The sequence below is a fragment of the Streptomyces sp. NPDC104367 genome (assembly GCF_055583825.1).
Genome location: NZ_JBVJND010000001.1, coordinates 402,402 through 426,330, shown reverse-complemented (window position 1 = coordinate 426,330; position 23,929 = coordinate 402,402). Strand labels below are relative to the sequence as shown.

The following is a 23,929-nucleotide window of genomic DNA, read 5'->3' as shown; positions in this document are numbered from 1 at the left end:
CCGGCCTGCTGTCCGGGACGCCTCGGCCGGTCAGCAGGCGGCCACTCCGGGCAGCCACTCCGGGCCCTTGACGTAGATGTTGGTCAGCCACGCGCCGTTGGTCAGCCTGGACCAGGCGTCGTTGGTGTAGCCCTCGGCCGTGACCGTCTGGGCGTGCGCCTGGCAGACCACGTTGACCGTGGTCGGCTGCGGGAAGTAGTCGACGACCGCGGCGTTGACGTTGGGCTCGCTGTGCGTGCGCACCCCCGTGCCCCAGGTCTGGAACGCCGTGCTGCCCCCGCTCGGCGGCGGCGCGCTGTCGCCCCCGCAGTCCGGGACGCCGGGCAGCGAGGCCGGCCCCTTGATGTAGATGTTGGTCAGCCAGGAGCCGTCGGCCAGCTTCGACCAGATGTCGTTGGTGTAGCCCTCGGCGGTCACCGTCTCCGCGTGCTGCTGGCACTGCACGGAGACCTGGGTCGGCCCGGCGAAGGTGTCCACCACCGAGGAGCGCACGCTCGGCGTGGAGTGCGTGCGCACCCCCGTGCCCCAGGTCTCGAACGTCGAGCCGCCGTTCGCGGGCGGCGGCACCGGCGTCCCCGTCGGGTTGACGCGGATCGCGCCCGCGTAGTCGCCGCCCGTGCGCACCGGGGTCACCCGGATGTGCGTGCCCGACTCGTACGCCTCCACCATCTGCCCCGCCCCCAGGTACATGGCGACGTGGTGGATGTGCCCGCTGCCCCAGAACATCAGGTCACCGGGGACCAGCGGCGCACTGCCCTGGGCGGCGGAGAAGCGGGCGGACGCCTGCGGGCTGTGGAACTGGTCGTCGGCCGTGCCGTTGAGCAGGTCCCGGCCGGTCGCCCGGTAGTACGCGTACCGGGTCAGGCCCGAGCAGTCGAAGCCCTTGCGCTCGCCGTCGTGCAGGCTGTCGGGATCGGAGCCGTCGTAGTAGCCGTACGTCGCGCCGGGCGTGGCGCCGTGGCCGCCGCCCCAGCTGTACCAGACGCCGATCTGCGAACAGGCCGCGTTCACGGCGGCCTCCGCGGTGGCCGAGGCACCGGGGGCCAGCACCCCGCAGGCCGCGTCCCGGGCGGCGCGCGGCGCGGCGGCCGGGCTCGCGGCATGCGCGGTGGCGGGCAGCAGTGGGGTCAGCGAGAGGGCCGCGACGGCGGCGAACGCCCGGGCGGGCGTGGTGAGTCCGGAGATTCGCAAGATGCACTTCCTTGGTCGTGGAGCCGGGTGCGGGGGTCGCCTGACCTGCCCGGGCGCCGCGTCCCACCCCCGTAGGAACGCGGCACCCGGAGTTCAACCGGCCAGCGCGGCCCGCATCTTGGCCAGCGCCCGCATCCGGTTGCGCTGCACGGTGCCGCGGTGGGCGCCGAGCCGCTCCCCGGCCGTGTCGTGGCTGAGCCCCTCCAGATCGACGAGGATCACCGCGGCCGCCTCCTTCGGCGACAGCACGCTCAGCAGCGCGAGCGCGGCCGCCGAGGCCTCGTACGAACCGAGTCCGCCGTCCCAGCCGGCCTCGGGCAGCCGGTCGGTGGTGCGCTCCCGGCGGGAGGGGTGCAGCCAGGAGTCGCGCAGCAGGTTCAGCGCGACCGTGCAGGTGTAGGCGTACGGGTGCCGCTGGTGCGAAAGGCTCCGCGCGCGGGCCCGCCGGGACAGCCGCAGATACGTCTCCTGGAGCAGGTCGTCCGCGTCGTGCGGGTTGCCGGTGAGGGCCAGCAGCCGTCTGCGCAGTCGGGGCATGTCGGCGGTGAAGCAGGCGTCGAACTCGCCCGGGCTCATGCGCTCGTGGCCCGTCCCCGGGCTCACCCGCCCGGGCACGTCCCCGTGCGGGTCCCCGGGCACGTCCCCGTACGCGCCCCGCGCGCACCTGCCGCCGTGGTTCTCCATGATGGTCTTCCCCCGTCGGTCGTCCGTGGTCTGAAAGCAGGGTCCGGGCCGCTGGTCAGGCGGGCCGGACGGGTCGGGCGGCGGGCCCGTAGCGGGCGGCCGGCGCGCCGCTCAGCAGGGCCCAGTACCGGTCGCCGTAGGACCAGTGCCACCACTCCGTCGGGTAGTTGACGAAGCCGGCCGTGGTCAGCGCCCGGTCCATGAACCCCCGGTGGGCGCGGGCCTCGGCGCCGATGCCCGACGCCCCGGTACGGCAGGCGCCGCCGCTCTCCTCCGGGGTGGCGTTGACCTCCGTGCCCAGCGGCAGCTCCGTGCCGTCCGCGGTGCACAGGGTCAGGTCCACCGCCCCGCCGCTGACGTGCGGGGCCACCTCCGGCGGGGAGATGTAGGCGCTGGCCAGCTCGCGGATCCGGGCCGGACCGGCGTCCGGGTGGGCCGCGCGCAGAGTCGCCGCGTACTGCTCGAAGTAGCGCCGCTGGAGGTCCGGCGGCCGGTACCCCTCGACCACCAGGAACCGGATCCCGTCGGGCAGCAGCGACTGCGCGTGCAGCAGCCGGCGCAGCGCCCCCGCCCGCAGGTACGCGTAGCTGCCGTCGGCGTCGGCCTGGCGGTGGTCCATCAGCAGACCGGGAGTCGCGCGCAGGTCGGCCAGCGGTTCACCGCACTCCAGCTCGGTGACCTCGGCGACCCGGGAGTCGGAGAGAGTGATGATGTCCGTCACACGGAACACACTGCCCGGCGCCCCTGCACATGCTCTGCAGGTTGCCTGCAAGCGTCCCACCAGGCCGGCTACAGGCCCGGCGGCCCGGTCACGGCGTCTCCTCGGCCGCCCGCTCCCACGCCTCCCGGACACCGGCCGACCGGAACACCTCCAGCGCCTGCGCCCGGGCCGCCCGCGCCGCCCCCGCGTCGCCGTCGGCCGCCCACACCCCGGCCAGGTCCCACAGCGTGCGCGCCCGCCACAGCGGCAGCCCCAACTCCGCCCACAGGGCCGCCGACTGCTCCAGCGGACCCCGGGCGCCGTCGTCGTCCCCGGCCGCCAGCCGCAGCTCACCGAGCGTGCGCAGCACCAGTGCCTCGCCGAACCGGTCCTGCCGCTCCCGGGCCACCGCCAGACAGCGGGCCAGCCGCCGGGCTGCCTCCCCGGTCCGGCCCGTGCGCAACTCCACCTTGGCCAGGGACTGTTCGGTGTACATCGTGCCGAAGGTGTCGTGCAGCGCGGTGAAGATCCGCAGCGCCTCGTGCAGCAGCCGCTCGGCGTCCGGCCGACGGCCCTCGGCCCGGTCGCACAGCGCGATCGACCGCAGGGTCAGCCCCTCGCCGTGCCGGTCGGCGGCGGCCCGGTACAGGTCCAGGGCCCCGGCCAGCGCCCGCCGGGCCCGCGGGCCCCGGCCCTGCTCGCGGTGGACGTACCCGATGCCGTACAGCACCCGGGCCCGGGCGCCCGGGTCGCCGTCCGGTCCGTGCCGTTCGAGCGCGGCCTCCAGCAGCTCCAACGCCTCGTCGTAGCGGGCCTGTTCGCGGCGGGCGGTGCCCATCCCGGCCAGCGCCACGGCCGCGCCGCCCGGCAACGGCTCCCCGAACAGGCGCAGCGCGTCGGCGAAGTAGGCGTAGGACTCCTCGAACCGGTCCTGTTCGTAACGGAGCTGGCCGAGCCCGACGAGCAGCCAGGCCTCGCCCTCGGCGTCCCCGCCGCGGCGCACCGCCGCCATCGCCGCCGTGTGCGAGCGGGACCAGGCGTCGAACTGGTTGTACAGCGCGGCCGAACTCGCTATCAGCGCCCCGGCCAGATCCCGGGCGGCCCGCGCCATGCCGTGGTCCGCGCAGTGCGTCACGGCGGCCAGCAGCCCGGCCTGCTCGGCGGCGAACCAGGCGGCGGGCCGGGCCAGCAGCGCCCGCTCGGTCTCCGCGTCCAGCGGGCGGACGGCGGCCGGTTCGGGGAAGCGCCGGGCCGCGCCGCCGGGACCCCGGGCGGCGGCCTTGCGCGCCAGGTCCAGCCAGCAGCCGACCAGGCGCAGCACCGCCGTGGTACGGTCGTCGGCGCTCTCCTCGGACAGACAGCGCTCGCGGGCGTGCTCCCGGGCGAGGTCCTGGATGCGGTAGCGGGTCAGGCCGGTGCCGTCCACGCCGATCACGTCGATGAAGTGGCAGTCCACCAGCCGCTCGACGGCCTCCTCGGCCTCCTCGGTCCCTATGCCGAGCAGCGGGGCGGCGACCCAGGCCGCGAAGTCGGGCAGGTCCAGCAGGGCCAGCCGGCGCAGCGCCCGGCGCTCCGGCCGGTCGAGGTCGGCGTAGCCGAGCTCCAGGCTGGTGCGCAGCTCCAGGTCCCCGGCGCTGAGTTCGTTGAGCCGGCGCCGCTCGTCGCGCAGCCGCCCGGCGAGCCGGCCCGGCGCCCAGTGCGGGCGGGCGGCCAGCCGGGCCCCGGCGATGCGCACCGCGAGCGGCAGCCGCCCGCACAGGGTGACGATCTCGGCGGCGCGCTCCGGCTCCGCCCCGGTCCGTCCCTCGCCGGCCACCCGGCGCAGCAGGTCCAGGGCCTCGGCCTCGTCCGGCACGGCGAGGTCCAGATGGGCGGCGCCCTCCAGCGCCACCAGCCGGCGGCGGCTGGTGACCAGGACGGCGGAGCCGGGGCCGGGCGGCAGCAGCGGCCGGACATGCGCCTCGCCGGCCGCGTTGTCCAGCACGACCAGCACCCGCCGGTGTCCGACGTGCGTGCGGTACAGGCCGGTCAGTTCCTCGATGCCGGAGGGCAGCGTGTCGGGGTCGACGCCCATCGCGCGCAGCAGCCGGGCGAGCGCGTCGGCGGGCTCCAGCGGCGTGGTGTCGGCGGCCCGCAGGTCCACGAACAGGCGTCCGTCCGGGAAGAGTTCGGCGGTACGGTGGCCGACGTGCACGGCGAGGGCGGTCTTGCCCATCCCGGAGCGTCCGGAGATCACCCCGATCGGCGGGGCGGTCCTGCCGGTGTCGTCGACGCCCCGCAGCAGCTCCGTGGCCCACTCGACCTGTTCGGTACGGCCCACGAAGTCGGCGATGTCGGGCGGGAGATGGGAGGGCGCGGGCCGCGGCCGCGCCCTTCTGGGCACCGGCACCGGGACCGGTCGGGCACGCTCCCCGCCGCCCAGTACGCCGGTGTCGTGGGTGAGCACGGCCTGGTGCACGGCCCGCAGCTCCGGCCCCGGGTCGATGCCCAGCTCGTCGCGGAGCGCCGCGCGCCCCTCCTGGTACACCCGCAGCGCGTCGGAGACCCGGCCGGCGCGGAACAGGGCGGTCATCAGCTGGCCGCGCGGCCGCTCCCGCAGCGGATGCGCGGCCACATGCGCGAGCAGCGGCGCGATCGTGCCGTCCGCGCGGTCCAGCTCCAGGGCCAGCCCGAAGGACTCCTCCTCGGCGACCAGCCGCAGCTCCCCGAGCCGGGCCGCCTCGATCCGCGCGAACGACTGGCCGAGCCCCTCCAGCGCCTCCCGGCCCCGCCACAGCGCCAGCGCCCCGGCCAGCGCCTCGGCCGCCTCCTCGGTGCGCCCCGCGGACCGTCCCGCCGCGAGGAGTTCCTCGAAGCGGCGGGCGTCGACGCGGTCGGCGGCGAGATCGGCGAGGTACCCCGGGGGCCGGGTGCGGATGACCTCGGCCGCCTCGACCCGGGACAGAGCCCGGCGTACGGCGGAGACATGGGTGGCGACCAGGGCGCCCGCGGTGGCCGGGGCCTCCTCGTCCCAGACGAAGTCCACCAGCCGCTCGGTGGAGATCACCTCGCCCAGGTGCACGACGAGCGCGGCCAGCACGGCAAGGGGTCTGGAGCCGCCGAGCGGGGCCCGCCGGCCGCCCTCCCAGACCTCCACCGGGCCGAGCAGACGTACTTCGAACATCGGTCCCCGATCGCTCCGGGCGGATGCCGACAACGATATCGGCGGCCACCGTCCGGGCAGGGCGAAGTCCGGGCCGTCCTGTCCGGATCCGGCCCGTCCGACCGGTCGGACGGAACCCTCCGTGACGCCCGGTACGCCGAACGGGAGCGGGACCCGGCGGACTCCGCGGAGCGGGCTCCCCGCCACCGCAGTTGGCCGGTTTCTGTGGGTGGCCATAGCGGTCCCTGTGCGGGAGACGGGGGGCGGGCGGCTTTCGTATGACCGCGCGCCGGGATCCGCCGCGACATCCGGCACACCGGGAACTCCCGGCGGACCCGGGTCATACGAACGCCCCGCCCGCGCCGTCAACGGCCTGTAAGCACCGAGCCGTTCACCGTACGCCCAAGGGAGTCGCCCGATGAAGCGCCCAGCCTTTTGCCACCGGGCCGCGCGTCTGAGCGCCGTCGCCGCCGTGGCCGCGCTCGTCCTCACCGGCTGCTCCCGGGGGGCCGGCGACGGCTCGTCCCCCGCCGCCGGAGCCACGGCCCGCGACCTCACCCACGCCGAGGACCTGCGGATCACGGACGCCGAACAGCGGCTGGTCGCCCGGTGCATGGCCCGGCACGGCTTCCGCTACTGGGAGGACCACGCGCTGACCTCGGCCGAGAGCAGGCCGCTCGGCTACGTCCAGGACGACGTGCGCTGGGCCCGCGCCCACGGCTACGGCAGCCGGATCGCCGCCAAGGAGGACCGTGCCCGTCTCCACAACCCCAACGCGGCCTACCGCACGGGCCTTTCGGCCGCCCGCCGGACCGCCTACGACACCGCGCTCGACGGCGGCCGCCGCGCCGAGCCGCTGCGCACCGCCCTGCCCGGCGGCGGCTCGGTCACCAAGGGGTCCGGCGGCTGCGACGGGGAGGCGGAGCGGACGCTGTACGGCGACCCGGTTATTTGGTTCCGGCTCGACACCACCGCGAGCAACCTGCGGCCCCTGTACGTCGGCAGGCTGCTGCACGACCCGCGCTTCACCGCCGCCGTACGCGCCTGGTCGCGCTGCATGGCCCGGGCCGGCCACCCCTACCGGGACCCCGACGCGGCCCGGCAGGCCACCCGCGAGCACCCCGCGGCGCAGACCCGGGCGGAGGAGGCGCGGAGCTTCGCGGCCGAGACCCGGATCGCGGTCGCCGACGCCCGCTGCGTCCGCGAGGTCTCCCTCAGGTCCGTCGGCCAGGACCGCGAGCGGTACTACCTGGCCCGGCTCGACGGCGAGTACGGCGCCCGGCTCGCCGCCTACCGGCAGGTGCGGCGGCAGGCGCTGGAGCGCGCCGAGCGGATCGTGCCCGCCCGCGCCTGAGCCCGGCGGGCGCCCCCGAACCCCGCGGCACCCGCCGCGGCTCCACCCACACCGACCGCCTCCGAAGAGGCAGAACGGGGAACCACCATGCGCAAGACGACGCTAGCCCTCGCCACCCTGGGCCTCGCGGCCCTCGGCCTCGTCGTGCCCGCCAACGCCCACGCCGCCTCCGGCTGCAACGCGCAGTGGCCGGGCCGGGACGGCAACGTGCGGGCCTGGCGGGACGCGGACTGCCAGGGCGAACTCCTCGGCGTCACCGCGGGCAACGACTCCGACTGGAGCGACGGCGCGGGCCCCTTCCAGGGCTCCGACGCCAACGCCGCCTCCTCCGTGATGAACAGCGGCTTCGTCGGCGGCAAGGACGTCGTGGCCTTCTACTACCTGCCGGGCTACCCGTCCTCCGCCTACGGCTGCCTCAAGCCGGGCGAGCTGTACGTGGACAACCTCACCCGCGACACCTTCACCAACGGGGCGAACATGAACGACAACATCATGTCCCACGTGTGGGTGGCGTCCAGCGCCTGCGCCCCGGGCTCCTTCATCAGCTGAGGCGGTACGCCGGTCACGCCCCCCGGGTGTGACCGGCGTCGGCCGCCCACCTCCCGTACCTCCGACTTTCACACGCGCGCCACCGGACCCTTCCCTGTCGTTCGATGCCCTTGGAACACTCGCACCCGCGCACGATCCCCCCTGTTCCGGCCATCCCGTACGCCAGGATGAGAGGTCGCTCACCCATGACCGAAGTAAACCGGCGCCGATTCCTCCAACTCGCGGGCGCCACCACCGCGTTCACCGCGCTCTCCGGCAGCGTCCAGCGCGCCGCCGCGCTGCCCGCGAACCACCGCACCGGCTCGATCGAGGACGTCGAGCACATCGTCGTCCTGATGCAGGAGAACCGGTCGTTCGACCACTACTTCGGCACCCTCAGGGGCGTCCGCGGTTTCGGCGACCCGCGTCCCGTGACCCAGAACGGCCGCTCGGTCTGGCACCAGTCGAACGGGACCAAGGACATCCTGCCGTTCCACCCGGACACCGACGACCTCGGTCTCGCCTTCCTCCAGGACCTCCCGCACGGCTGGAGCGACACGCACACCGCCGTCAACGGCGGCAGGTACGACAAGTGGGTGCCGGCCAAGGGCAGTACGACGATGGCGTACCTGAACCGGGACGACATCCCGTTCCACTACGCGCTCGCCGACGCCTTCACCGTCTGCGACGCCTACCACTGCTCGTTCATGGGCTCCACCGACCCGAACCGCTACTACCTGTGGACGGGGTACACGGGCAACGACGGCCAGGGCGGCGGCCCGGTCCTCGGCAACGACGAGGCCGGCTACAGCTGGACGACCTACCCCGAGCGCCTGGAGGAGGCGGGCGTCTCCTGGAAGATCTACCAGGACGTCGGCGACGGCCTGGACGCGGCCGGCGGCTGGGGCTGGATCCAGGACGCCTACCGGGGCAACTACGGCGACAACTCGCTGCTCTACTTCAAGCAGTACCAGAACGCGCAGCCCGGCGACGCGCTCTACGACAAGGCCCGCACCGGCACCGACGCCACCCGGGGCGAGGGCTTCTTCGACCGGCTCAGGGCCGACGTCCAGGCCGGCGAACTGCCGCAGATCTCCTGGGTGGTCGCCCCCGAGGCCTTCACCGAGCACCCCAACTGGCCCGCCAACTACGGCGCCTGGTACGTCTCCCAGGTGCTCGACGCGCTGACCTCGGACCCCGAGGTGTGGGCGAGGACGGCCGTGTTCATCACCTACGACGAGAACGACGGCTTCTTCGACCACCTGATCCCGCCGTTCCCGCCGGCCTCCGCCGCGCAGGGCAGGTCCACGGTCGACCCGGGCCCCGACCTCTTCCCGGGCGACGCCAAGCACGCCTCGGGCGCCTACGGCCTCGGCCAGCGCGTCCCGATGCTCGTCGTCTCCCCCTGGAGCAAGGGCGGTTACGTCTGCTCCGAGACGCTCGACCACACCTCCGTCATCCGGTTCATGGAGGCCCGCTTCGGCGTCCACGAGCCCAACATCTCGCCCTGGCGGCGCGCGGTCAGCGGTGACCTGACGGCCGCGTTCGACTTCTCCCGCAAGGACGCCGGGCCGGTCGCGCTGCCCTCCACGGACGGCTACCGGCCGCCGGACGGCAACCGCCACCCCGACTACGTGCCCACCCCGCCCGCCGACCCGGCCCTGCCCGTGCAGGAGCGCGGCTCGCGGCCCACCCGGCCGCTCAGGTACGCCCCGGTGGTGGACGGTTCGCTGGACCCGGCGGCCGGCCGCATCACGCTGACGTTCGCCTCGGGCGCGCACGCGGGCGCCGCGTTCCTGGTCACCTCCGGCAACCGCGCCGACGGACCCTGGAGCTACACCACCGAGGCCGGCAGGTCCGTCTCCGACACCTGGAACTCGGCGTACCCGGACGGCTCGTACGACCTGACGGTGCACGGCCCCAACGGCTTCCTGCGCGCCTTCCGGGGCCCCGGCGAGGTGGCCGGCCCCGAGGTCACCGCGCGGCCCGCCGGTGACGACATCGAGCTCACCCTCTCCCACAGGGGCCCGGGCACGGCGCGGTTGACGCTGACCGACGGATACGGCGGCCGGACCCGCACGGTCACCGTGCGCTCCGGGGCCACCGTGAAGCGCACCGTCAGCCTCCGCCACAGCCACCGCTGGTACGACGTGACCGTCACCTCCGACGCCGACGAGACCTTTGTGCGGCGGTTCGCCGGACATGTGGAGAACGGCCGTCCGGGCGTCAGCGACCCGGCGATCGTGACGGAGTGACGGGGCGATGAGGGCCGCATCGTGCGGGCTGGTCAGGTACCGGTCACATCGGGGTAGTGTGCCCCGGTGACCACGCAATCGAACACTCCTGCAGGCTGGTACCCCGATCCGCACGGTGCGCCCGAGACGCTCCGTTATTGGGACGGCGCGCAGTGGACCGACAACACGAACAAGCAGGGTGCGCAGGGCGCCGTGCCGGCGCAGCAGGCCGCCGACCCCAAGGTGCAGCGGCAGGTGCAGCAGCAGGCCGGTGTGGCGGGCGGCGGCGCGGGCGGTGGCACCCTGTTCACCGAGCCGGTGCTGGTGGTGAACCAGAAGGCCAAGCTGATCGAGCTGACCAACGAGTACAAGGTCATGGACCAGCACGGCCGTGACATCGGCTCGGTGGTCGAGGTCGGGCAGAGCGCGCTGAAGAAGGTGCTCCGGTTCGTCTCCAGCCTCGACCAGTTCATGACCCACCGGCTGGAGGTCCGTGACGCCCACGGACAGCCGCAGCTGGTGCTGACCCGGCCCGCGAAGTTCCTCAAGTCCCGGGTCGTCGTGACGCGTCCGGACGGGTCCCCGGTCGGTGAGATCGTCCAGCAGAACATGATCGGGAAGATCAACTTCGCGATGATCGCGGGCGGCCAGAAGGTCGGTGCGATCAAGGCGGAGAACTGGCGGGCGTGGAACTTCGCGGTCGTCGACCACGCGGACAACGAGGTGGCCCGGATCACGAAGACGTGGGAGGGGCTGGCCAAGACGATGTTCACGACGGCCGACAACTACGTCCTGCAGATCCACTACCAGCTGCCGGAGCCGCTGCTGAGCCTGGTGGTCGCGACGGCGCTCACCGTGGACACGGCGCTGAAGCAGGACTCGCGCGGGCTCGGCTGACGTTCCGTCCGCGGCCGGGCGCCGGCCGGCGGGGCGCTCAGAGCGTCGTGAGCTGTTCCGTCTCCGGCTTCCGCCGCGGGAGCAGGGCCTGCTGCGCGGCGGCTCGCGCCTCCTCCAGGGCCAGCACCGCTGCCACCGGGTGGGCCTCGTCGGGCGCGGGGAGCGGGGCGGCCGGAGCGAGGCGGGTCAGGAGGACCACGCCCCACGACGCCAGGGCCGCGCCCGCCAGCGCGAGGAGGATTCCCGCCGTACCGCCCTGGAGGCCCTGCCCGAGCAGGGTCAGGCCGATGACCGCGGCCGCCACCGGGTTGGAGAGGGTGACCACGGCCAGCGGGGCGCCGAGGCCGCCCCGGTAGGCGGTCTGGGAGAGCAGGAGGCCGCCGACCGCGAACGCGGCCACCAGCAGGGCCACCACGATCATCTCGGTGCCGAGGAGCGGTCCGGAGCGGTCGGTGGCCGCCACCGTCACCGTCTGGGTGAGCGCGGAGGCCACGCCCGAGGCGAAGCCGGACGCGGTCGCGTGCCGCAGTCCCGGGCGGGCGCCGGGGCGGGAGAGCACGCCGATGAGGGCCGCCGTCGTACCGGCGACCGCGAGCGCCTCGGTGAGGCTCATCACCCGGTCGGGCGCGGGGCCGGAGGCCGTGACCAGCAGGGCGCCGAGGCCGAGCAGCGTCAGGGCCGTGCCCCGCCACTCCGTCGCGCCGACCCGGCGTCCCGCCACCCGGGCCCCGAGCGGCACCGCCGCGACCAGGGTGAGCGCCCCCAGGGGCTGTACGAGGGTCAGCGGGCCGTACTCGAGGGCCACGACGTGCAGGAGCGCGGCGCCCGCGTTGAGGCCGACCGCCGCCCACCAGGCGCCGCGGCCGAGCAGCCGTACCAGTCCCGTGCCGGAGGAGTTCGCGGCGAGCCGTTCCTGGGCCACGGCGGCGGCCGCGTAGGCGACCGCGGAGACCAGGGAGAGGCCGACGGCGAGCACCGCGGCGGCGCTCATCGGCCCGCCCCCGCCGGTGCGAGCTCCTCCGCGGGGAGCCCCCGGGTGCCGGCGCCGGCCGTGGTGACGGCGCGGTGCGGCGGGCGGAGCGGGGCGGGGGTGTCCTCGGCCGAGGTCCGGGGGCGGATCAGGGCGAGGGCCGTGCCGAGCATCGCGGCGGCGACGGCCGAGTCCAGCCAGTAGTGGTTGGCGGTGCCCACGATCACCAGCAGGGTGACCGCCGGGTGCAGCAGCCACAGCCAGCGCAGCCGGGAGCGGGTGGCCGCGATCAGGCCGACCGCCACCATCACGGCCCAGCCGAAGTGCAGCGAGGGCATCGCCGCGAACTGGTTGGAGAGGTGGTCGCTGGCGGGCGGGCCGTAGACCGAGGGCCCGTAGACCCGGGCGGTGTCGACGAGGCCGGACTCGGCCAGCATCCGCGGCGGCGCCAGCGGGAACGTGAAGGGCAGCACCAGCGCGGCGGCCGTGACCACGGCGAGGACCCGGCGGGCCCAGACGTAGTGCGCGGGCCGCCGCAGGTAGAGCCAGACCAGGAATCCCAGGGTCGCCGGGAAATGAACGGTGGCGTAGTAGGTGTTCGCCACATGGACGAGGGCGTCCCCGTGCAGCAGTGCGGACTGCACGGAGTTCTCCGAGGGCAGGTGCAGCGTCCGTTCCAGGTCCCAGATCCGGTGGGCGTTGTGCAGCGCCTCGGCGGTGTGGCCGGTGGCCAGCTGCCGGCCGGACTTGTAGACGAGGAAGAGCCCCGCGACGAGCAGCAGCTCACGGACGAGCGGCGGACGGGCTATGGCGCCCGGCTCCGCCGCTGCCGGCTCGGACTGGGATCTCATCCCAGGCCCCCTCACTGACGGTGGTGCGTGCGGTCCGGGCGGTGGCCCGAACTCATCGATACGAGAGCGTACCGATACGACACTGTACCGATACGTTCGAGTACCGGTACAGTGGCGTATCGATAGAGGTGGGCCACACTGGTTGTAGGTTTCACCGCGGAAACCGAACGGCCGTCGGTGCGCAGGTGATCCGCGAGTGATGAGCGAGTGAGAGGAAGGGCACATGACGTCGCAGGCCGCGGACGGACCGGAGACGGTCGCCGCCTCGCGCCGCTCCAAGATCACGCCGGAGCGTGAGCGGGAGTTCTTCGACGCCGTGCTCGAACAGATCCGCGAATGCGGCTACGACTCCGTGACCATGGAGGGCGTCGCCGCCAGCACCCGGTGCAGCAAGTCCACGCTGTACCGGCAGTGGCGGACGAAGCCGCAGTTCGTCGCCGCCGCGCTGCGGGCCAACCGCAAGGTGCGCTTCGTCGGCATCGACACCGGTTCGCTCGCCGAGGACCTGCGCCAGGTCGCCACGGCGGCGGGGGACTGGTCGCGCAAGGACACCAGGCTGCTCCAGGCCCTGGGCCACGCTGTCACCTCGGACCAGGAACTGGCGAAGGCGCTGCGCGAGGCGCTTGTCGAGCCCGAGATCGCCGCGCTCCAGGAGATCCTGCGCCGCGCCGTGGAGCGGGGCGAGGTGCCCGAGGGGCATCCCGCGCTGGAGTACGTCCCCGCCATGATGTTCGGCGTGCTGCGGGTCCGCCCCGTGCTCACCGGCGAGTACGCCGACGCCGACTACCTGGTCCGCTTCGTGGAGGCCGTCGCGCTGCCCGCACTCGGACTGACCTGAGACCCAGGCCGCCGTCCACGGGATGACTGGACGGTGACCTGCTCGCGCCGCACCGTGGGGACGGGGGCGGCGCGCACCCCCCGGCCGGGTGGGGTTCCCCTTTGAGCGGAGGGGCGCTCCACCCGGCCGACCGGCGTCCGGGGCCGGTCAGGTGTCCTGGCCGCTGCCGCTGCCCGAGGCCACCTTCATGCCCTTGACGATCTCGTCGAGCACCGACTGCTTCTGGCCGACGTCCAGGCCGAACCGGACCACGACGATCTGCGCGGAGTTCGCGGGCGACGGGAAGGCGAGCGACTCGACGTAGCCGTCGGCGCCCTTGCTGGTGACGGCCTTCCAGCGGACCAGGTAGCCCTTCTGCCCGGCCACGGTCACCGCCTTGGAGGCCAGCACCTCGTGCGAGGTGACCGAGCCGTAGGTCGTGCCGCCGTACAGCTGTTCCGTGGCCGTCTCGATGTCGGCCTTCGCGACCGCCTCGGCCGTACTGCCCGAGGTGCCCAGCGCTATCGCGGGCGCCGAGAAGGCGCCGCCGGTGCTGCAGCTCTGGGTGGTGTCGCCCGGGCACTTGTAGGTGTCGCCGGAGTCGACCGTCGCGCCCGCCTGGGTCTGCTGGCCGTACCAGCCGTCCGGGATCGGGATGCTGAAGCCGGACACCGCGTCCGTCACCGAACCGCTCTTGATCTTCGGCGCCTCGGACTGGCCCGGCGACGGCGAAGCGCCCCCGTCGGTACCGCCGGAGCCGTCGGAACCGCCCGTACCGCCGGAGCCGCCGGACCCGCCGAACGGGAACCCCTGCCCGCCGTTCTGTCCGCCGCCCTGCCCCTCGGGGCCGCCCTGGCCGAAACCGCCCGGGCCCTGCTGCGAGGCCTGCCCGCCGCTGTCGCCGCCGTTGTCGGTGAGCGCGTACACGCCGACCCCGATGGCCGCGAGCACCGCCACCGCGACACCGACGGCCACGCCGGTGCGCATCCCGCGCTTCGCGGCGGGCGGCTGCGCCGGGTACTCCGGGTAGGGCGGGTACGCCGGATAGGCGCCCGCGGCCCCGAACCCCGCCTCGGCCCCGTCCGCGGGGGGCTGCGGCGGGGGACCCCAGTCGGCGCCCGACCCGGCCGGGCGGGTCTGCTCCGTCCACGCCTTGCCGTCCCACCAGCGTTCGGTCGCCGGACCGTCACTTGTCTGCCCGGGGTCGGGGTACCACCCGGGAGGAGTCACCTGCGTCATGCCCCCACCGTATGAGGCATCGGTGAAAGTCGGATGAGAGGATCCGGCAACTTTCGGATGAAGGCCTCCGCCACGGCTCACTCGACCCGTAGGCGCGTCGGCGGAACCGCCGCCGGCGGCGGCAGCCGCAGTCCGTCCCGGCCCGGGGTGAGCGAGCCGAGGACACTGGCGTGCCGGGCGCCGGTGGCGGCCGGCACGCTGCCCGGCAGGCCGTGCGCGGTGAGGAAGCCGAGCACCGCGAACGCGTACGCCTCCTTCGCCGCCGCGGGCAGGCCCAGCTCGTCGGAGGCGCGTACCGCGATCCCCGGGAGCAGGTCGCGGAGCATCCCCATGAGCACCGGGTTGCGGGTGCCGCCGCCCGAGGCGATCACCTCGGTGGCCCCCGCCCGGCGCACCCCGTCCGCCACCGTCCGGGCCGTCAGCAGGGCGAGTGTCGCCAGGACGTCCTCGGCCGGCATCCCCTCGGGAGCCCGCACGTACCCGGGGTGGAACAGCTCCTTGCCCGTCGTCTTCGGCGCGGGCAGCGCGTAGTACGGCTCCGCCAGCAGCCGCTCCAGCAGCGCCGCGTCCGGCCGGCCGCGCGCCGCCAGCGCCCCGTCCGCGTCGTACGCGGCCCGGCCGCCCGTGAACTCCCGGGCCGCCGCGTCCAGCAGCGCGCACCCCGGCCCGGTGTCGTAGGCCGTGCCGTCCGGCGCGGTCAGGTTGGCGATCCCGCCGATGTTGAGCGCCACCGGTGTGCCCGGCCGCCCGCGCAGCCACAGCAGGTCCACCAGACTGACCAGCGGAGCGCCCTGGCCCCCGGCGGCCACGTCACGTGGCCGGAAGTCGGCGGCCACCGGCAGCCCGGTCGCCTCCGCGATCCAGGCCGGCTGCCCCAGCTGAAGGGTGCCGCGGACCCGGCCCCGCTCCGCCCAGTGGTAGACCGTCTGCCCGTGCGAGGCCACCAACTCGGCACGCCCGCCGCACAGTTCACGGTCGGCCCGGACGGCCGCCGCCGCGAACGCCTGCCCGATCCTGGTGTCCAGCAGACAGACCCGCGCCAGCGGTACGGCCGCCGGGGGCAGCGCCGACGCGAGCGCCTCCCGCAGCTCGTCGTCGTAGGGCGTGCCGACCATCCCCAGCGGCTTCAGCAGCAGGGTGTCGCCGGCCAGCCGCAGCTCGGCGGCGGCGGCGTCCACCGCGTCGTACGACGTTCCGGACATCAGACCGATCACCAGCATGAACTCAACCCGCCTTCCGCCGGGGCTCTTTGGCGAGCGCCAGCATGCTCACGGCACACGCCGCCGCCGCGTAGTGGCCGGGGACGTCGAGGTTCCCCGTGCGCTTCACCGCCTCCGTGATGATGAGCCCCGCACAGCCCGAGAACACCGCATTGGACAACGCGTAGGCGAGTCCGAGGCCCGTGCAGCGGGTCCGCGCCGGGAACATCTCCGACAGCAGCGCCGGTCCCGGTCCCGCCATCAGCCCCACCACCGCGCCGGCGGCGCACACGGCCGCCCCCTTGACCGCGGCCGGAGTCCCCCCGTCCCGCAGCAGGTCCAGCAGCGGCAGGGCCAGCAGCACCACCAGTCCGGCGCCCGCCAGCATCACCGGCCGCCGCCCGACCCGGTCGCTCAGCAGTCCCGCCGGGAGGATCGCCGCCGCGAAGCCGAGGTTCGCCACCACGGTCGCCAGCAGCGCCTCCCGCAGGCCGGTGTGCAACGCCGTTCGGAGGTAGGACGGCAGCACGACCAGGAAGGTGTACCCGGCCGCCGACCACCCCATCACCCTGCCGACGGCCAGCGCGATCGCCCCGGCCGGCACCCCAGGGGCCGGTGTGTCCGGCTCCCGGAACTCCGGTGTCTCCTCCAGACCCACCCGCAGCCACAGCGCGAGCGCACCCAGGGGGAGTGCCAGCAGGAACGGCAACCGCCAGCCCCAGGCGGCGAACTGATCAATCGTCAGACTCATGGACAGGGCGACCGAGACGGCCGCCCCGCCCAGCAGTCCCAGTGCCACGGTGAACGACTGCCACGCCCCGTACAGCCCCCGTCGCCCCGGCGGCGCGCACTCGGTGAGCATCGCCACCGCGCCACCGAACTCCCCGCCCGTGGACAGTCCCTGAACAACCCTCAGGAACGTCAGCAGCCAGGGCGCCGCCGCACCGGCCCGCGCGTACGTCGGCAGCAGGCCGATCAGCGCGGTGGCGCCCGTCATCAGCGCGACCGCCAGGACCAGCACCGGCCGCCGCCCGATCCGGTCCGCCAGCCGGCCGAACAGGACCGCGCCCAGGGGACGGAAGAAGAACGCCAGGGCGAACGAGGCGTAGGCCCGCACCAGACCCTCGGCCGCGCTCCCGCCCTCCGGCGTGAAGAACCGCTCGGCGACGACCGTGGCCGCGTAGCCGTAGACACCGAACTCGTACCACTCGACGAAGTTGCCCGCCGAGCCCGCCGCCAGCGCCCGGAGGGGCCGATTCCGCCCGGTTGTCGCGCGATCTTCGAAAGTCAGCCTCATACCCATGCCCGTTGACGGTCGGTCCGCTCCGTGGCGGCGGGCCGGGGCCGTCCCGCGTCGCCCGGCCGCACCCGCTTCACCCGTCACGGCAACGGCTGCGCGGACCCGCCACCGGACAGCCAACAGGACGGCTACGCTCGTGGTCTGTACGTCGTTCGGGCGACTTGGGGAGGCAGCGGGATGACGGAGGAACACTCCCCCGGGGGCGCCCCCGCCCCTCTCTGGGAACGCGACGCGGAGATCGCCACCATCACAGCGGCGCTCGACGTCCTGGGCGCCGACCGCTCCACCGCCGGGAACCTGCTCGTGGTCCAGGGCGATGCCGGGCTCGGCAAGACCCGGCTGCTGGCCGAAACCCGCCGCCTCGCCGAGCGCCGCCGCTGCACCGTCTGGTCCACCCGCGGCGTCGAGACCCTGCGCAGCGTCCCCTTCCACGTACTGCGCCAGCTGCTCCAGCCCGCCCTGGTCTCCCTGCTGTCCGAGGAGGCCCGCGAGTACCTCGGCGACTGGTACGAGATCGCCGGCCCCGCCCTCGGCATAGCGGAACCCGGCGAGCGCCCGCCCGACCCGCAGGGCGTCTGTGACGGACTGGTGGCCGCCGTGCGCAGACTCGCCAAGCGCGACTGGCCGCTGGTGCTGCTGATCGACGACGCCCACTGGGCCGACCAGGAGACCCTGGCCTGGCTCGCCGCCTTCGTCGAACGCCTCGACGACCTGTCCGTCCTGGTCCTGGTCGCCCGCCGGCCCGGCGAGGTCACCGGCGACAGCGCCCGCCACCTCGACGCCGTGGCCGCCGCGGCCGGCCGGCCCGCCCAGACCCTCAGCGCCCTCACCCCGGACGCCGCCGCCGGGCTCACCCGCGCCGCCCTCGGCGCCCACGCCGACGCCCCGTTCTGCCGCGAGGTCTGGGCCGTCACCGGCGGCAACCCCTACGAGACCGTCGAACTCCTCGCCAAGGTCCAGGACAGCGACGTCGACCCCGTCGAGGCCCGGGCCGGCGAACTGCGCGCCCTCAACCGGTCGGCCAGGGGCGGCGGCCTCGTCACCCGCCTCGAAGGACTCGGTATCGACGCCACCCGGTTCGCCTGGGCCGCCGCCATCCTCGGCACCGGGATCTCCGTGGACCTCGTCGCCCAGCTCGCCACCATGGCCGTCGACGACGCCGAGCGCTGCGCCGGCCTGCTGCGCACCGCCCGCATCCTCACCGAGCCCGACCCGGCGGGCTCCCGGGCCGGCGCCGGAGACCTGGAGTTCGTCCACCCGCTGATCGCCACCGCCGTCTACAACTCCATCCCGCCGGCGATGTGCACCGCCATGCACGGCATCGCCGCCCAGCTCGTCGCCGAGTCCGGCCGCGGCGTCGCCGAGGCCTCCCGCCACCTCCTCAAGGTGCACCCGGACGACGACGAGGAACTCGTCGAGCAACTGCGCGACGCGGCCCGCGAACACCTCGCCGTCGGCGCCCCCGACGCGGCCCGCCGCTGCCTGGAACGCGCCCTGCTGGAACCGCCCCTGCCCGACGTCCACGCCCGTGTCCTCTACGAACTGGGCTGCGCCACCCTGCTCACCAACCCCGCCGTCACCATCGACCATCTGCAGAGCGCGCTCGGCATGCCCGGCCTCGACGGGGCCGAACGCGTCGACGCGGTCTTCCGCCTCTCCCAGGCCCTGCTCCACAACGACCAGCTGGAGGAGGCCGTCCGCACGGTCGAGGCGGAGGCCGCCCGGCACGAGGCGGGTCCCGCCAGACTCCGGCTCCAGGCCGTCCAGTTCATGTGGGAGGGCATCGCCGGCGAGGCCGTCTCCCCGCGCCGCTCCGAACGCCTCGCCGAACTCGCCGCCACCTGCACCGGCCGCGACAACTCCGAGCGCGCCCTGCTGATGCTGCGCGGCTTCGACCTCCTCATCCAGGGCGGGAACGCCGAGCAGGTCGTCGAACTGTGCGACCGCGCCCTCGTCAACGGCCGGCTCGCGCCCGGACTGGGCTGGACCGACACCGAGTGGGGCATCGAGCTGCTGCTGATGCTCGCCAACTCCTACGTCTACACCGACCGCCTCGACCGGGCCGAAGCCCTCTACAACGAGGCCCTGCGCGCCTACGAGTCGGCCGGCTGGAGCGGCGGCCACCTCGCCCTCGCCCATGCCTACGTCGGCCTCGGCCACCGCAGGCGCGGCCGGCTGCGGGACGCGGAGACCTCCCTGCGCGAGTCCCTGCGGATCGCCGAACGGGTGGGCCGCAGACTGCCCCTGTACTGGACCGCGACCTGCAACCTCGTCGACACGCTGCTCGCCCGCGGCCATGTCGCGCAGGCCTGGGAGACCGCCGAGCAGTACGGATTCGCACCGCCCTACCCCTCCACCATCGTGATGCCCGACCCGCGGTCCGTGCGCGGCCGGCTGCTGCTCGCGGTCGGCCGCGGACAGGAGGCGGTCAACGAGCTGGAGGCGGCGGAGAAGGCCGCCGTGGCCCGCGGCCACTTCAACCCGGTGGTGGTGCCCTGGACGCTCGACCTCGCCCGGGCGCTCGCCCGCACGGACCCGGCACGGGCCGCGCAGCTGGCCACCGACGCGCGGCGGCAGGCGGAGCGGTTCGGCACCGACACGGCGATCGGCGAGGCGCTGCGGTGCGCCGCCGCGCTGGAGACCGGGCAGCGGCAGGTGCGGCTCGCCTCGCAGGCGGTGGCCTACCTGGAGGCCTCGCCCTGCCAGTACGAGCACGCGGCGGCACGGGTGGAGTACGGGATCGCCGCGCGGTCCGTGGCCGAGCTGAACCGGGGGCTGGCTCTGGCCCGGTCCTGCGGGGCGGAGGGGCTGGTCGCCCAGGCCCGGGAGGTGCTGGACACGGGGCGGGGGCTGCGCTGACGGGCGCGGGGCCGGCCGCGCGGTTCCCCGCGCCCCTCGAAGAAGGGGCCCTACAGCGCGAGGAGTTGGTCCGTCACCGCGGACAGGCGTTTGCGCACCTCGCGGTCGTACGCCGCCTCGTTCGCGCGGGCCGGTCTCGTACCGTCGAAGTAGCGCCCCGTGCCCAAGTCCTGGGTCACCAGGGCCAGTACGCCCGGCGCGCCGTCCGCCACCGTGGTGCGGGGAGCCACTTCGCCCTCGCGCACCATCGCCGTGTCCATGAAGGTCGCCGGGTGCAGGACGTTCACCGAGACGCCCGTGTCCGCCAGCTCCTCCGCCAGCGCGAACGTGTGCGCCGCCAGGGCGAACTTGGCCCGGCGGTACGCGGCGAAGCCCTGGTAGCCGCGGGTGAACTCGGGATCGTCGAAGTCGAGCGGCTCCTGGCCCGCCGAACCGACGTTGACGATCCGGGCGGAGCCGCGGGCGCGCAGGACCGGAAGGAGCGCCCGGGTCAGCGCCACCGGGGCCAGGTAGTTCACGGCGAGGCGCAGTTCGTGCCCGTCGGCGCTCAGTTCGCGCCCCGAGCCGGGGGCCCCGGCGCCGACGCCCGCGTTGTTGACCAGGACGTCCAGGCCGGGATGCGCGTCGGCGACCCGGGCGCCCAGCTCGCGGACCCCGGCCAGCGAGGCCAGGTCCGCGACGAAGCCCTCCGCGTCGCCCTCGGCACGCAGCTCCCCGACGAGACGCCCGGTGCGGTCCGGGTCGCGGCCGTGGGCGAGGACGAGGTGTCCGGAGCGGACCAGCTCGAAGGCGACGTACCGGCCGAGACCGGAGGTGGCGCCGGTGATCAGAACAGTCGACATGACCCCAGCGTAGGCACGGAGGGCCGCCGCACGGGTGGTGCCGCCGAGGCTACGACCGGCAGGGTCACCCTTCCTCCTCGGCCAGCACCCGCTGGGCCGCCGCGAACGCGGAGTTGGCGGCGGGCACCCCGCAGTAGACCGCCGTCTGCAGCAGCACGGCGCCGATCTCCTGGGGCGTCAGGCCGTTGCGCCGGGCCGCGCGCACATGCATCGCCAGCTCCTCGTAGTGGCCGTGCGCGACCAGCGCGGTGAGGGTGATCATGCTCCGTTCGCGGCGCGAGAGCGTGGGATCGGTCCAGATCTCGCCCCAGGCGTAGCGCGAGATGAAGTCCTGGAAGCGGGCCGTGAAGGGCGTCTGGCGGGTCTGGGCCCGGTCGACGTGCGCGTCGCCCAGCACCTCGCGGCGGACCGCCATACCGCGCCCTGCGCCCCCGTCCAGGTGGGAGCGCAGCGCGGTGAGGACGGCCTCGGGGCACTGCGCGGGCGCCAGGTGGGACGCCCCCGGCAGCTCGACCAGTGTCGACGCCGGCACCGCGTCCGCGATCTCCCGCAGGTGCGCGGGCGGGGTCGCGGGGTCCTCGCGGCCCGCGATCAGCAGGGTGCGCACCGCGATCTCGCCGAGCCGGTCGCGCAGGTCGAACGCGGCCAGCGCGTCGCAGCAGGCGGCGTACGCCTCCGGGTCCGCCGTCCGCTGGTCCTCGACGAGCCGCGGCACGGTGAAGCCGGGCGTGAACCAGCGGCTGCCCGCGCTCTCCGCGAGCCACGCCACGCCCTCCCGGCGCACCCGTCCGGCCCGCTCCTCCCAGGGCCCGGCCCCGTTGAAGTGGGCCGAGGAGCAGATCACGGCCAGGCTCTCCAGCCGGTCCGGGTGGTGCACGGCCAGGTGCAGGCCCACCGCCCCGCCCAGTGAGACGCCCGCGTACGCGAACCGGTCGATGCCGAGCGAGTCGGCGAGCGCCAGCACCAGGCCGGCGAGGTCCCCGACGGTCGCCCCCGCCCCGATCAGGCCGGGCGCCGAACCGCCGTGCCCCGGCAGGTCCCAGCGCACCACCCGGTGGCCGCTCGACAGCTCGGGCGCCACCGCGTCCCACAGCGCGAACGAGGTACCGAGCGACGGTCCCAGGAGCAGCGGGGGCGCCGAAGCCGAACCCTCGGCACGGTGGTTGAGGAGGTTCTCGGTCAACGTCGCTCCAGAGCACGGTCGGTGAGAACACCGGCGGAGCCGGTGTAGTGGGCGGGATCGGTGAGGTCGTCGAGATCGACTTCCTTCAACTCCGGTTCCTCGGCGAGGAGTTCACGCAGCATACGGTGCTCGGTGTGGGTGCGGCGGGCGACTTCGGTGAGCAGTTCCCGGGCGCGGGCCCGGCCGAGGACGGGGGCCAGCGCGGCGGACAGCCGCTCGGAGACGATCAGCCCGCCGGTGAGGTCCAGGTGCCGGCGCATGACCTCCGGACGCACCCGCAGCCCCTCCGTCAGCACGGCCGCGTCCCGGGCGGCGCCGCCGACGGTGCGCAGCAGGTCCCGCAGCGGCTCCCACTCGGCGTGCCAGGCACCGGCCGGCCGCTCGTCCTCCGCGACCAGGGAGCCGTACAGCACGGCCGCGAGCTGCGGGGCCCGCCGGGCCGCGGCGGCGACCAGCGTCGACCGCACCGGGTTGGCCTTGTGCGGCATCGCCGACGAACCGCCCCCGCCGTCCTCGGAGACCTCGCCGATCTCGGTGCGGGACAGCGTCAGCACATCCGCGGCGATCTTGCCCAGCGCCCCGGCCGTGAAGGCGAGGCATCCGGCGAGGTCGGCGACCGGTGTGCGCAGGGTGTGCCAGGGCAACCGCGGTGCGGCAAGGCCGAGTTCACGCGCGTACGCCGCGGGCAGCTGCTCGGCGTGCTCCGCTCCGTACGCCCCGAAGGCCGCCAGCGTCCCGGCCGCGCCGCCGAGTTGCGCGGGCAGCGACTCCCGGACCCGGGCGGTGCGGTCCCTCGCGTCCAGGACCAGCGACCGCCAGCCGGCCGCCTTCAGCCCGAACGTGGTCGGTACGGCGTGCTGGGTGAGGGTGCGCCCCGGCATCGGCGTGTCACGGTGTTCGGAGGCCAGCCGGGCCAGCGCGTCCGCGGTCCGTCCGAGGTCGGCGAGGACCAGGTCCAGGGTGCGCACGGCGACCAGCATCGTCGCCGTGTCCATGATGTCCTGGCTGGTCGCTCCCCGGTGGACGTACGGCCCGTACTCCGTGCCGACCGCCCTGGTCAGATCGGCGACCAGGGGAATCACCGGGTTGCCGCCCGCGCGGGCGCGCTCGGCGAGGCCGCCGGCGTCGAAGCGGCCGGCGTCGGCCGCCTCGGTCACCGCCGTCGCGGCCTCGCCGGGGGCCAGCCCGAGCGACGCCTGCGCCCGCGTGAGGGCGGCCTCCGCGTCGAGCAGCGCCCGCAGATAGGCACCGTCGCCCGTCGCGGCCGCGGCCGGGGAACCGGCCCACCCGGGCGCGAGCAGTCCGGCCTCACCGCCGTACTCCACTGCTGTCACTGGAACTCCAGGAAGACCGTCTCGCCCTCGCCCTGAAGGCGGATGTCGAAACGGTAGGTCCCGCGGCCCTCGTCGGCGGCGATCAGCGTGTCGCGCCGTTCGCCCACCCGGGTGAGCAGCGGGTCGGCGGCGAGCGCTGCGTCGTCGCCCGGCAGGTAGATCCGGGTGAACAGGTGCACCAGCAGCCCGCGCGCGAACACACACGCGCTGATGTACGGGGCGCTGCCGCCGCGTGCGCCGGGGCGCAGCGTCCGCGCGTACCAGTGCCCGTCGGCGTCCGTCTGGATCCGGCCCCAGCCGGTGAACTCCACGCCGTTGCGGCCGAGGTAGTCGCCGCTCGCCGGGTCGCGCCGGATCGAACCGTCCGTGGTGGAGACGTTCCCGTCCGGGTCGGCGCCCCACAGCTCCACGAACGCGTCGGGCAGCGGGCTGCCCTCGCCGTCGAGGATGTACCCGTGGACCGTGACCGTGTCCGGGTGGCCGAGCGGGGCGATGTCCTCACCGCCGCGGAACGGCAGCGCGTACCCGTAGAAGGGGCCGACCGTGTGCGACGGGGTGGGCAGCACGTTCTCCGGGCTGCTCGTGTCGATCTTCGTCATGGCAGG

The 23,929-nt window shown here is 74.8% G+C and carries 19 protein-coding genes; 6 read left to right on the top strand and 13 right to left on the bottom strand.

Going from position 1 to position 23,929, the window contains the following annotated elements:
• Positions 1-30: 30 nt before the first annotated feature.
• The 4 genes from ACZ619_RS01905 to ACZ619_RS01890 all read right to left on the bottom strand — a co-directional run bounded on the left by ACZ619_RS01905 (position 31) and on the right by ACZ619_RS01890 (position 5,738).
• Complete coding sequence (locus ACZ619_RS01905) at positions 31-1,194, bottom strand: C40 family peptidase (RefSeq protein WP_469593268.1); 1,164 nt, start codon at positions 1,192-1,194, stop codon at positions 31-33.
• Positions 1,195-1,284: 90 nt separating this feature from the next.
• Positions 1,285-1,767, bottom strand: coding sequence for an RNA polymerase sigma factor (locus ACZ619_RS01900; protein ID WP_469593266.1), 483 nt, complete (start codon positions 1,765-1,767; stop codon positions 1,285-1,287).
• Between the two features lie 163 nt (positions 1,768-1,930).
• The gene (locus tag ACZ619_RS01895; protein WP_469592957.1) at positions 1,931-2,596 is read right to left on the bottom strand and encodes a M15 family metallopeptidase; all 666 of its coding nucleotides are present in this window, start codon (positions 2,594-2,596) and stop codon (positions 1,931-1,933) included.
• 88 nt (positions 2,597-2,684) lie between these two features.
• Positions 2,685-5,738 (bottom strand): AfsR/SARP family transcriptional regulator, encoded by a 3,054-nt coding sequence (locus ACZ619_RS01890; RefSeq protein ID WP_469592955.1) that lies wholly within the window; start codon positions 5,736-5,738, stop codon positions 2,685-2,687.
• A 397-nt stretch (positions 5,739-6,135) separates the two neighbouring features.
• Between ACZ619_RS01890 and ACZ619_RS01885 the strand changes: the two genes are divergently transcribed.
• The 4 genes from ACZ619_RS01885 (at position 6,136) to ACZ619_RS01870 (ending at position 10,730) form a co-directional block, all read left to right on the top strand.
• Positions 6,136-7,071 carry a hypothetical protein gene (locus ACZ619_RS01885; protein ID WP_469592953.1) on the top strand — a complete coding sequence of 312 codons (936 nt, stop codon included), beginning with the start codon at positions 6,136-6,138 and terminating at the stop codon, positions 7,069-7,071.
• A gap of 87 nt (positions 7,072-7,158) precedes the next feature.
• Positions 7,159-7,620 carry a hypothetical protein gene (locus tag ACZ619_RS01880; RefSeq protein WP_469592952.1) on the top strand — a complete coding sequence of 154 codons (462 nt, stop codon included), beginning with the start codon at positions 7,159-7,161 and terminating at the stop codon, positions 7,618-7,620.
• Between the two features lie 185 nt (positions 7,621-7,805).
• Positions 7,806-9,854 carry a phosphocholine-specific phospholipase C gene (locus tag ACZ619_RS01875; RefSeq protein WP_469592950.1) on the top strand — a complete coding sequence of 683 codons (2,049 nt, stop codon included), beginning with the start codon at positions 7,806-7,808 and terminating at the stop codon, positions 9,852-9,854.
• A gap of 66 nt (positions 9,855-9,920) precedes the next feature.
• Positions 9,921-10,730, top strand: coding sequence for an LURP-one-related family protein (locus ACZ619_RS01870; protein ID WP_469592948.1), 810 nt, complete (start codon positions 9,921-9,923; stop codon positions 10,728-10,730).
• A 37-nt stretch (positions 10,731-10,767) separates the two neighbouring features.
• Here ACZ619_RS01870 and ACZ619_RS01865 read toward each other — a convergent pair whose 3' ends face one another.
• On the bottom strand, positions 10,768-11,721 hold the full coding sequence (locus tag ACZ619_RS01865; protein ID WP_469592946.1) for a DMT family protein: 954 nt from the start codon (positions 11,719-11,721) through the stop codon (positions 10,768-10,770).
• Complete coding sequence (locus ACZ619_RS01860) at positions 11,718-12,551, bottom strand: phosphatase PAP2 family protein (protein ID WP_469592945.1); 834 nt, start codon at positions 12,549-12,551, stop codon at positions 11,718-11,720. The genes ACZ619_RS01865 and ACZ619_RS01860 overlap by 4 nt, the downstream gene beginning before the upstream one ends.
• Positions 12,552-12,774: 223 nt before the next feature.
• Between ACZ619_RS01860 and ACZ619_RS01855 the strand changes: the two genes are divergently transcribed.
• Positions 12,775-13,389 (top strand): TetR/AcrR family transcriptional regulator, encoded by a 615-nt coding sequence (locus ACZ619_RS01855; protein ID WP_469592943.1) that lies wholly within the window; start codon positions 12,775-12,777, stop codon positions 13,387-13,389.
• 147 nt (positions 13,390-13,536) lie between these two features.
• Here ACZ619_RS01855 and ACZ619_RS01850 read toward each other — a convergent pair whose 3' ends face one another.
• The 3 genes from ACZ619_RS01850 to ACZ619_RS01840 form a co-directional block, all read right to left on the bottom strand.
• The gene (locus ACZ619_RS01850; protein WP_469592941.1) at positions 13,537-14,607 is read right to left on the bottom strand and encodes a DUF2510 domain-containing protein; all 1,071 of its coding nucleotides are present in this window, start codon (positions 14,605-14,607) and stop codon (positions 13,537-13,539) included.
• A gap of 77 nt (positions 14,608-14,684) precedes the next feature.
• On the bottom strand, positions 14,685-15,827 hold the full coding sequence (locus ACZ619_RS01845) for an anhydro-N-acetylmuramic acid kinase (RefSeq protein WP_469592939.1): 1,143 nt from the start codon (positions 15,825-15,827) through the stop codon (positions 14,685-14,687).
• Positions 15,828-15,831: 4 nt separating this feature from the next.
• Complete coding sequence (locus tag ACZ619_RS01840) at positions 15,832-17,109, bottom strand: MFS transporter (RefSeq protein WP_469592937.1); 1,278 nt, start codon at positions 17,107-17,109, stop codon at positions 15,832-15,834.
• Positions 17,110-17,283: 174 nt separating this feature from the next.
• On the opposite strand from ACZ619_RS01840, the gene ACZ619_RS01835 reads away from it, so the two are divergent.
• Complete coding sequence (locus tag ACZ619_RS01835) at positions 17,284-19,965, top strand: ATP-binding protein (protein WP_469592935.1); 2,682 nt, start codon at positions 17,284-17,286, stop codon at positions 19,963-19,965.
• Between the two features lie 50 nt (positions 19,966-20,015).
• Here ACZ619_RS01835 and ACZ619_RS01830 read toward each other — a convergent pair whose 3' ends face one another.
• The 4 genes from ACZ619_RS01830 to pcaG all read right to left on the bottom strand — a co-directional run bounded on the left by ACZ619_RS01830 (position 20,016) and on the right by pcaG (position 23,923).
• Positions 20,016-20,807: an SDR family NAD(P)-dependent oxidoreductase gene (locus ACZ619_RS01830; RefSeq protein WP_469592933.1), complete on the bottom strand. Its 792-nt coding sequence runs from the start codon at positions 20,805-20,807 to the stop codon at positions 20,016-20,018.
• Positions 20,808-20,871: 64 nt separating this feature from the next.
• On the bottom strand, positions 20,872-21,990 hold the full coding sequence (gene pcaDC, locus ACZ619_RS01825; RefSeq protein WP_469592931.1) for a bifunctional 3-oxoadipate enol-lactonase/4-carboxymuconolactone decarboxylase PcaDC: 1,119 nt from the start codon (positions 21,988-21,990) through the stop codon (positions 20,872-20,874).
• The gene (pcaB, locus tag ACZ619_RS01820; RefSeq protein ID WP_469593264.1) at positions 21,987-23,315 is read right to left on the bottom strand and encodes a 3-carboxy-cis,cis-muconate cycloisomerase; all 1,329 of its coding nucleotides are present in this window, start codon (positions 23,313-23,315) and stop codon (positions 21,987-21,989) included. The genes pcaDC and pcaB overlap by 4 nt, the downstream gene beginning before the upstream one ends.
• Positions 23,316-23,320: 5 nt before the next feature.
• The gene (gene pcaG, locus ACZ619_RS01815) at positions 23,321-23,923 is read right to left on the bottom strand and encodes a protocatechuate 3,4-dioxygenase subunit alpha (RefSeq protein WP_469592929.1); all 603 of its coding nucleotides are present in this window, start codon (positions 23,921-23,923) and stop codon (positions 23,321-23,323) included.
• Positions 23,924-23,929: the final 6 nt, after the last annotated feature.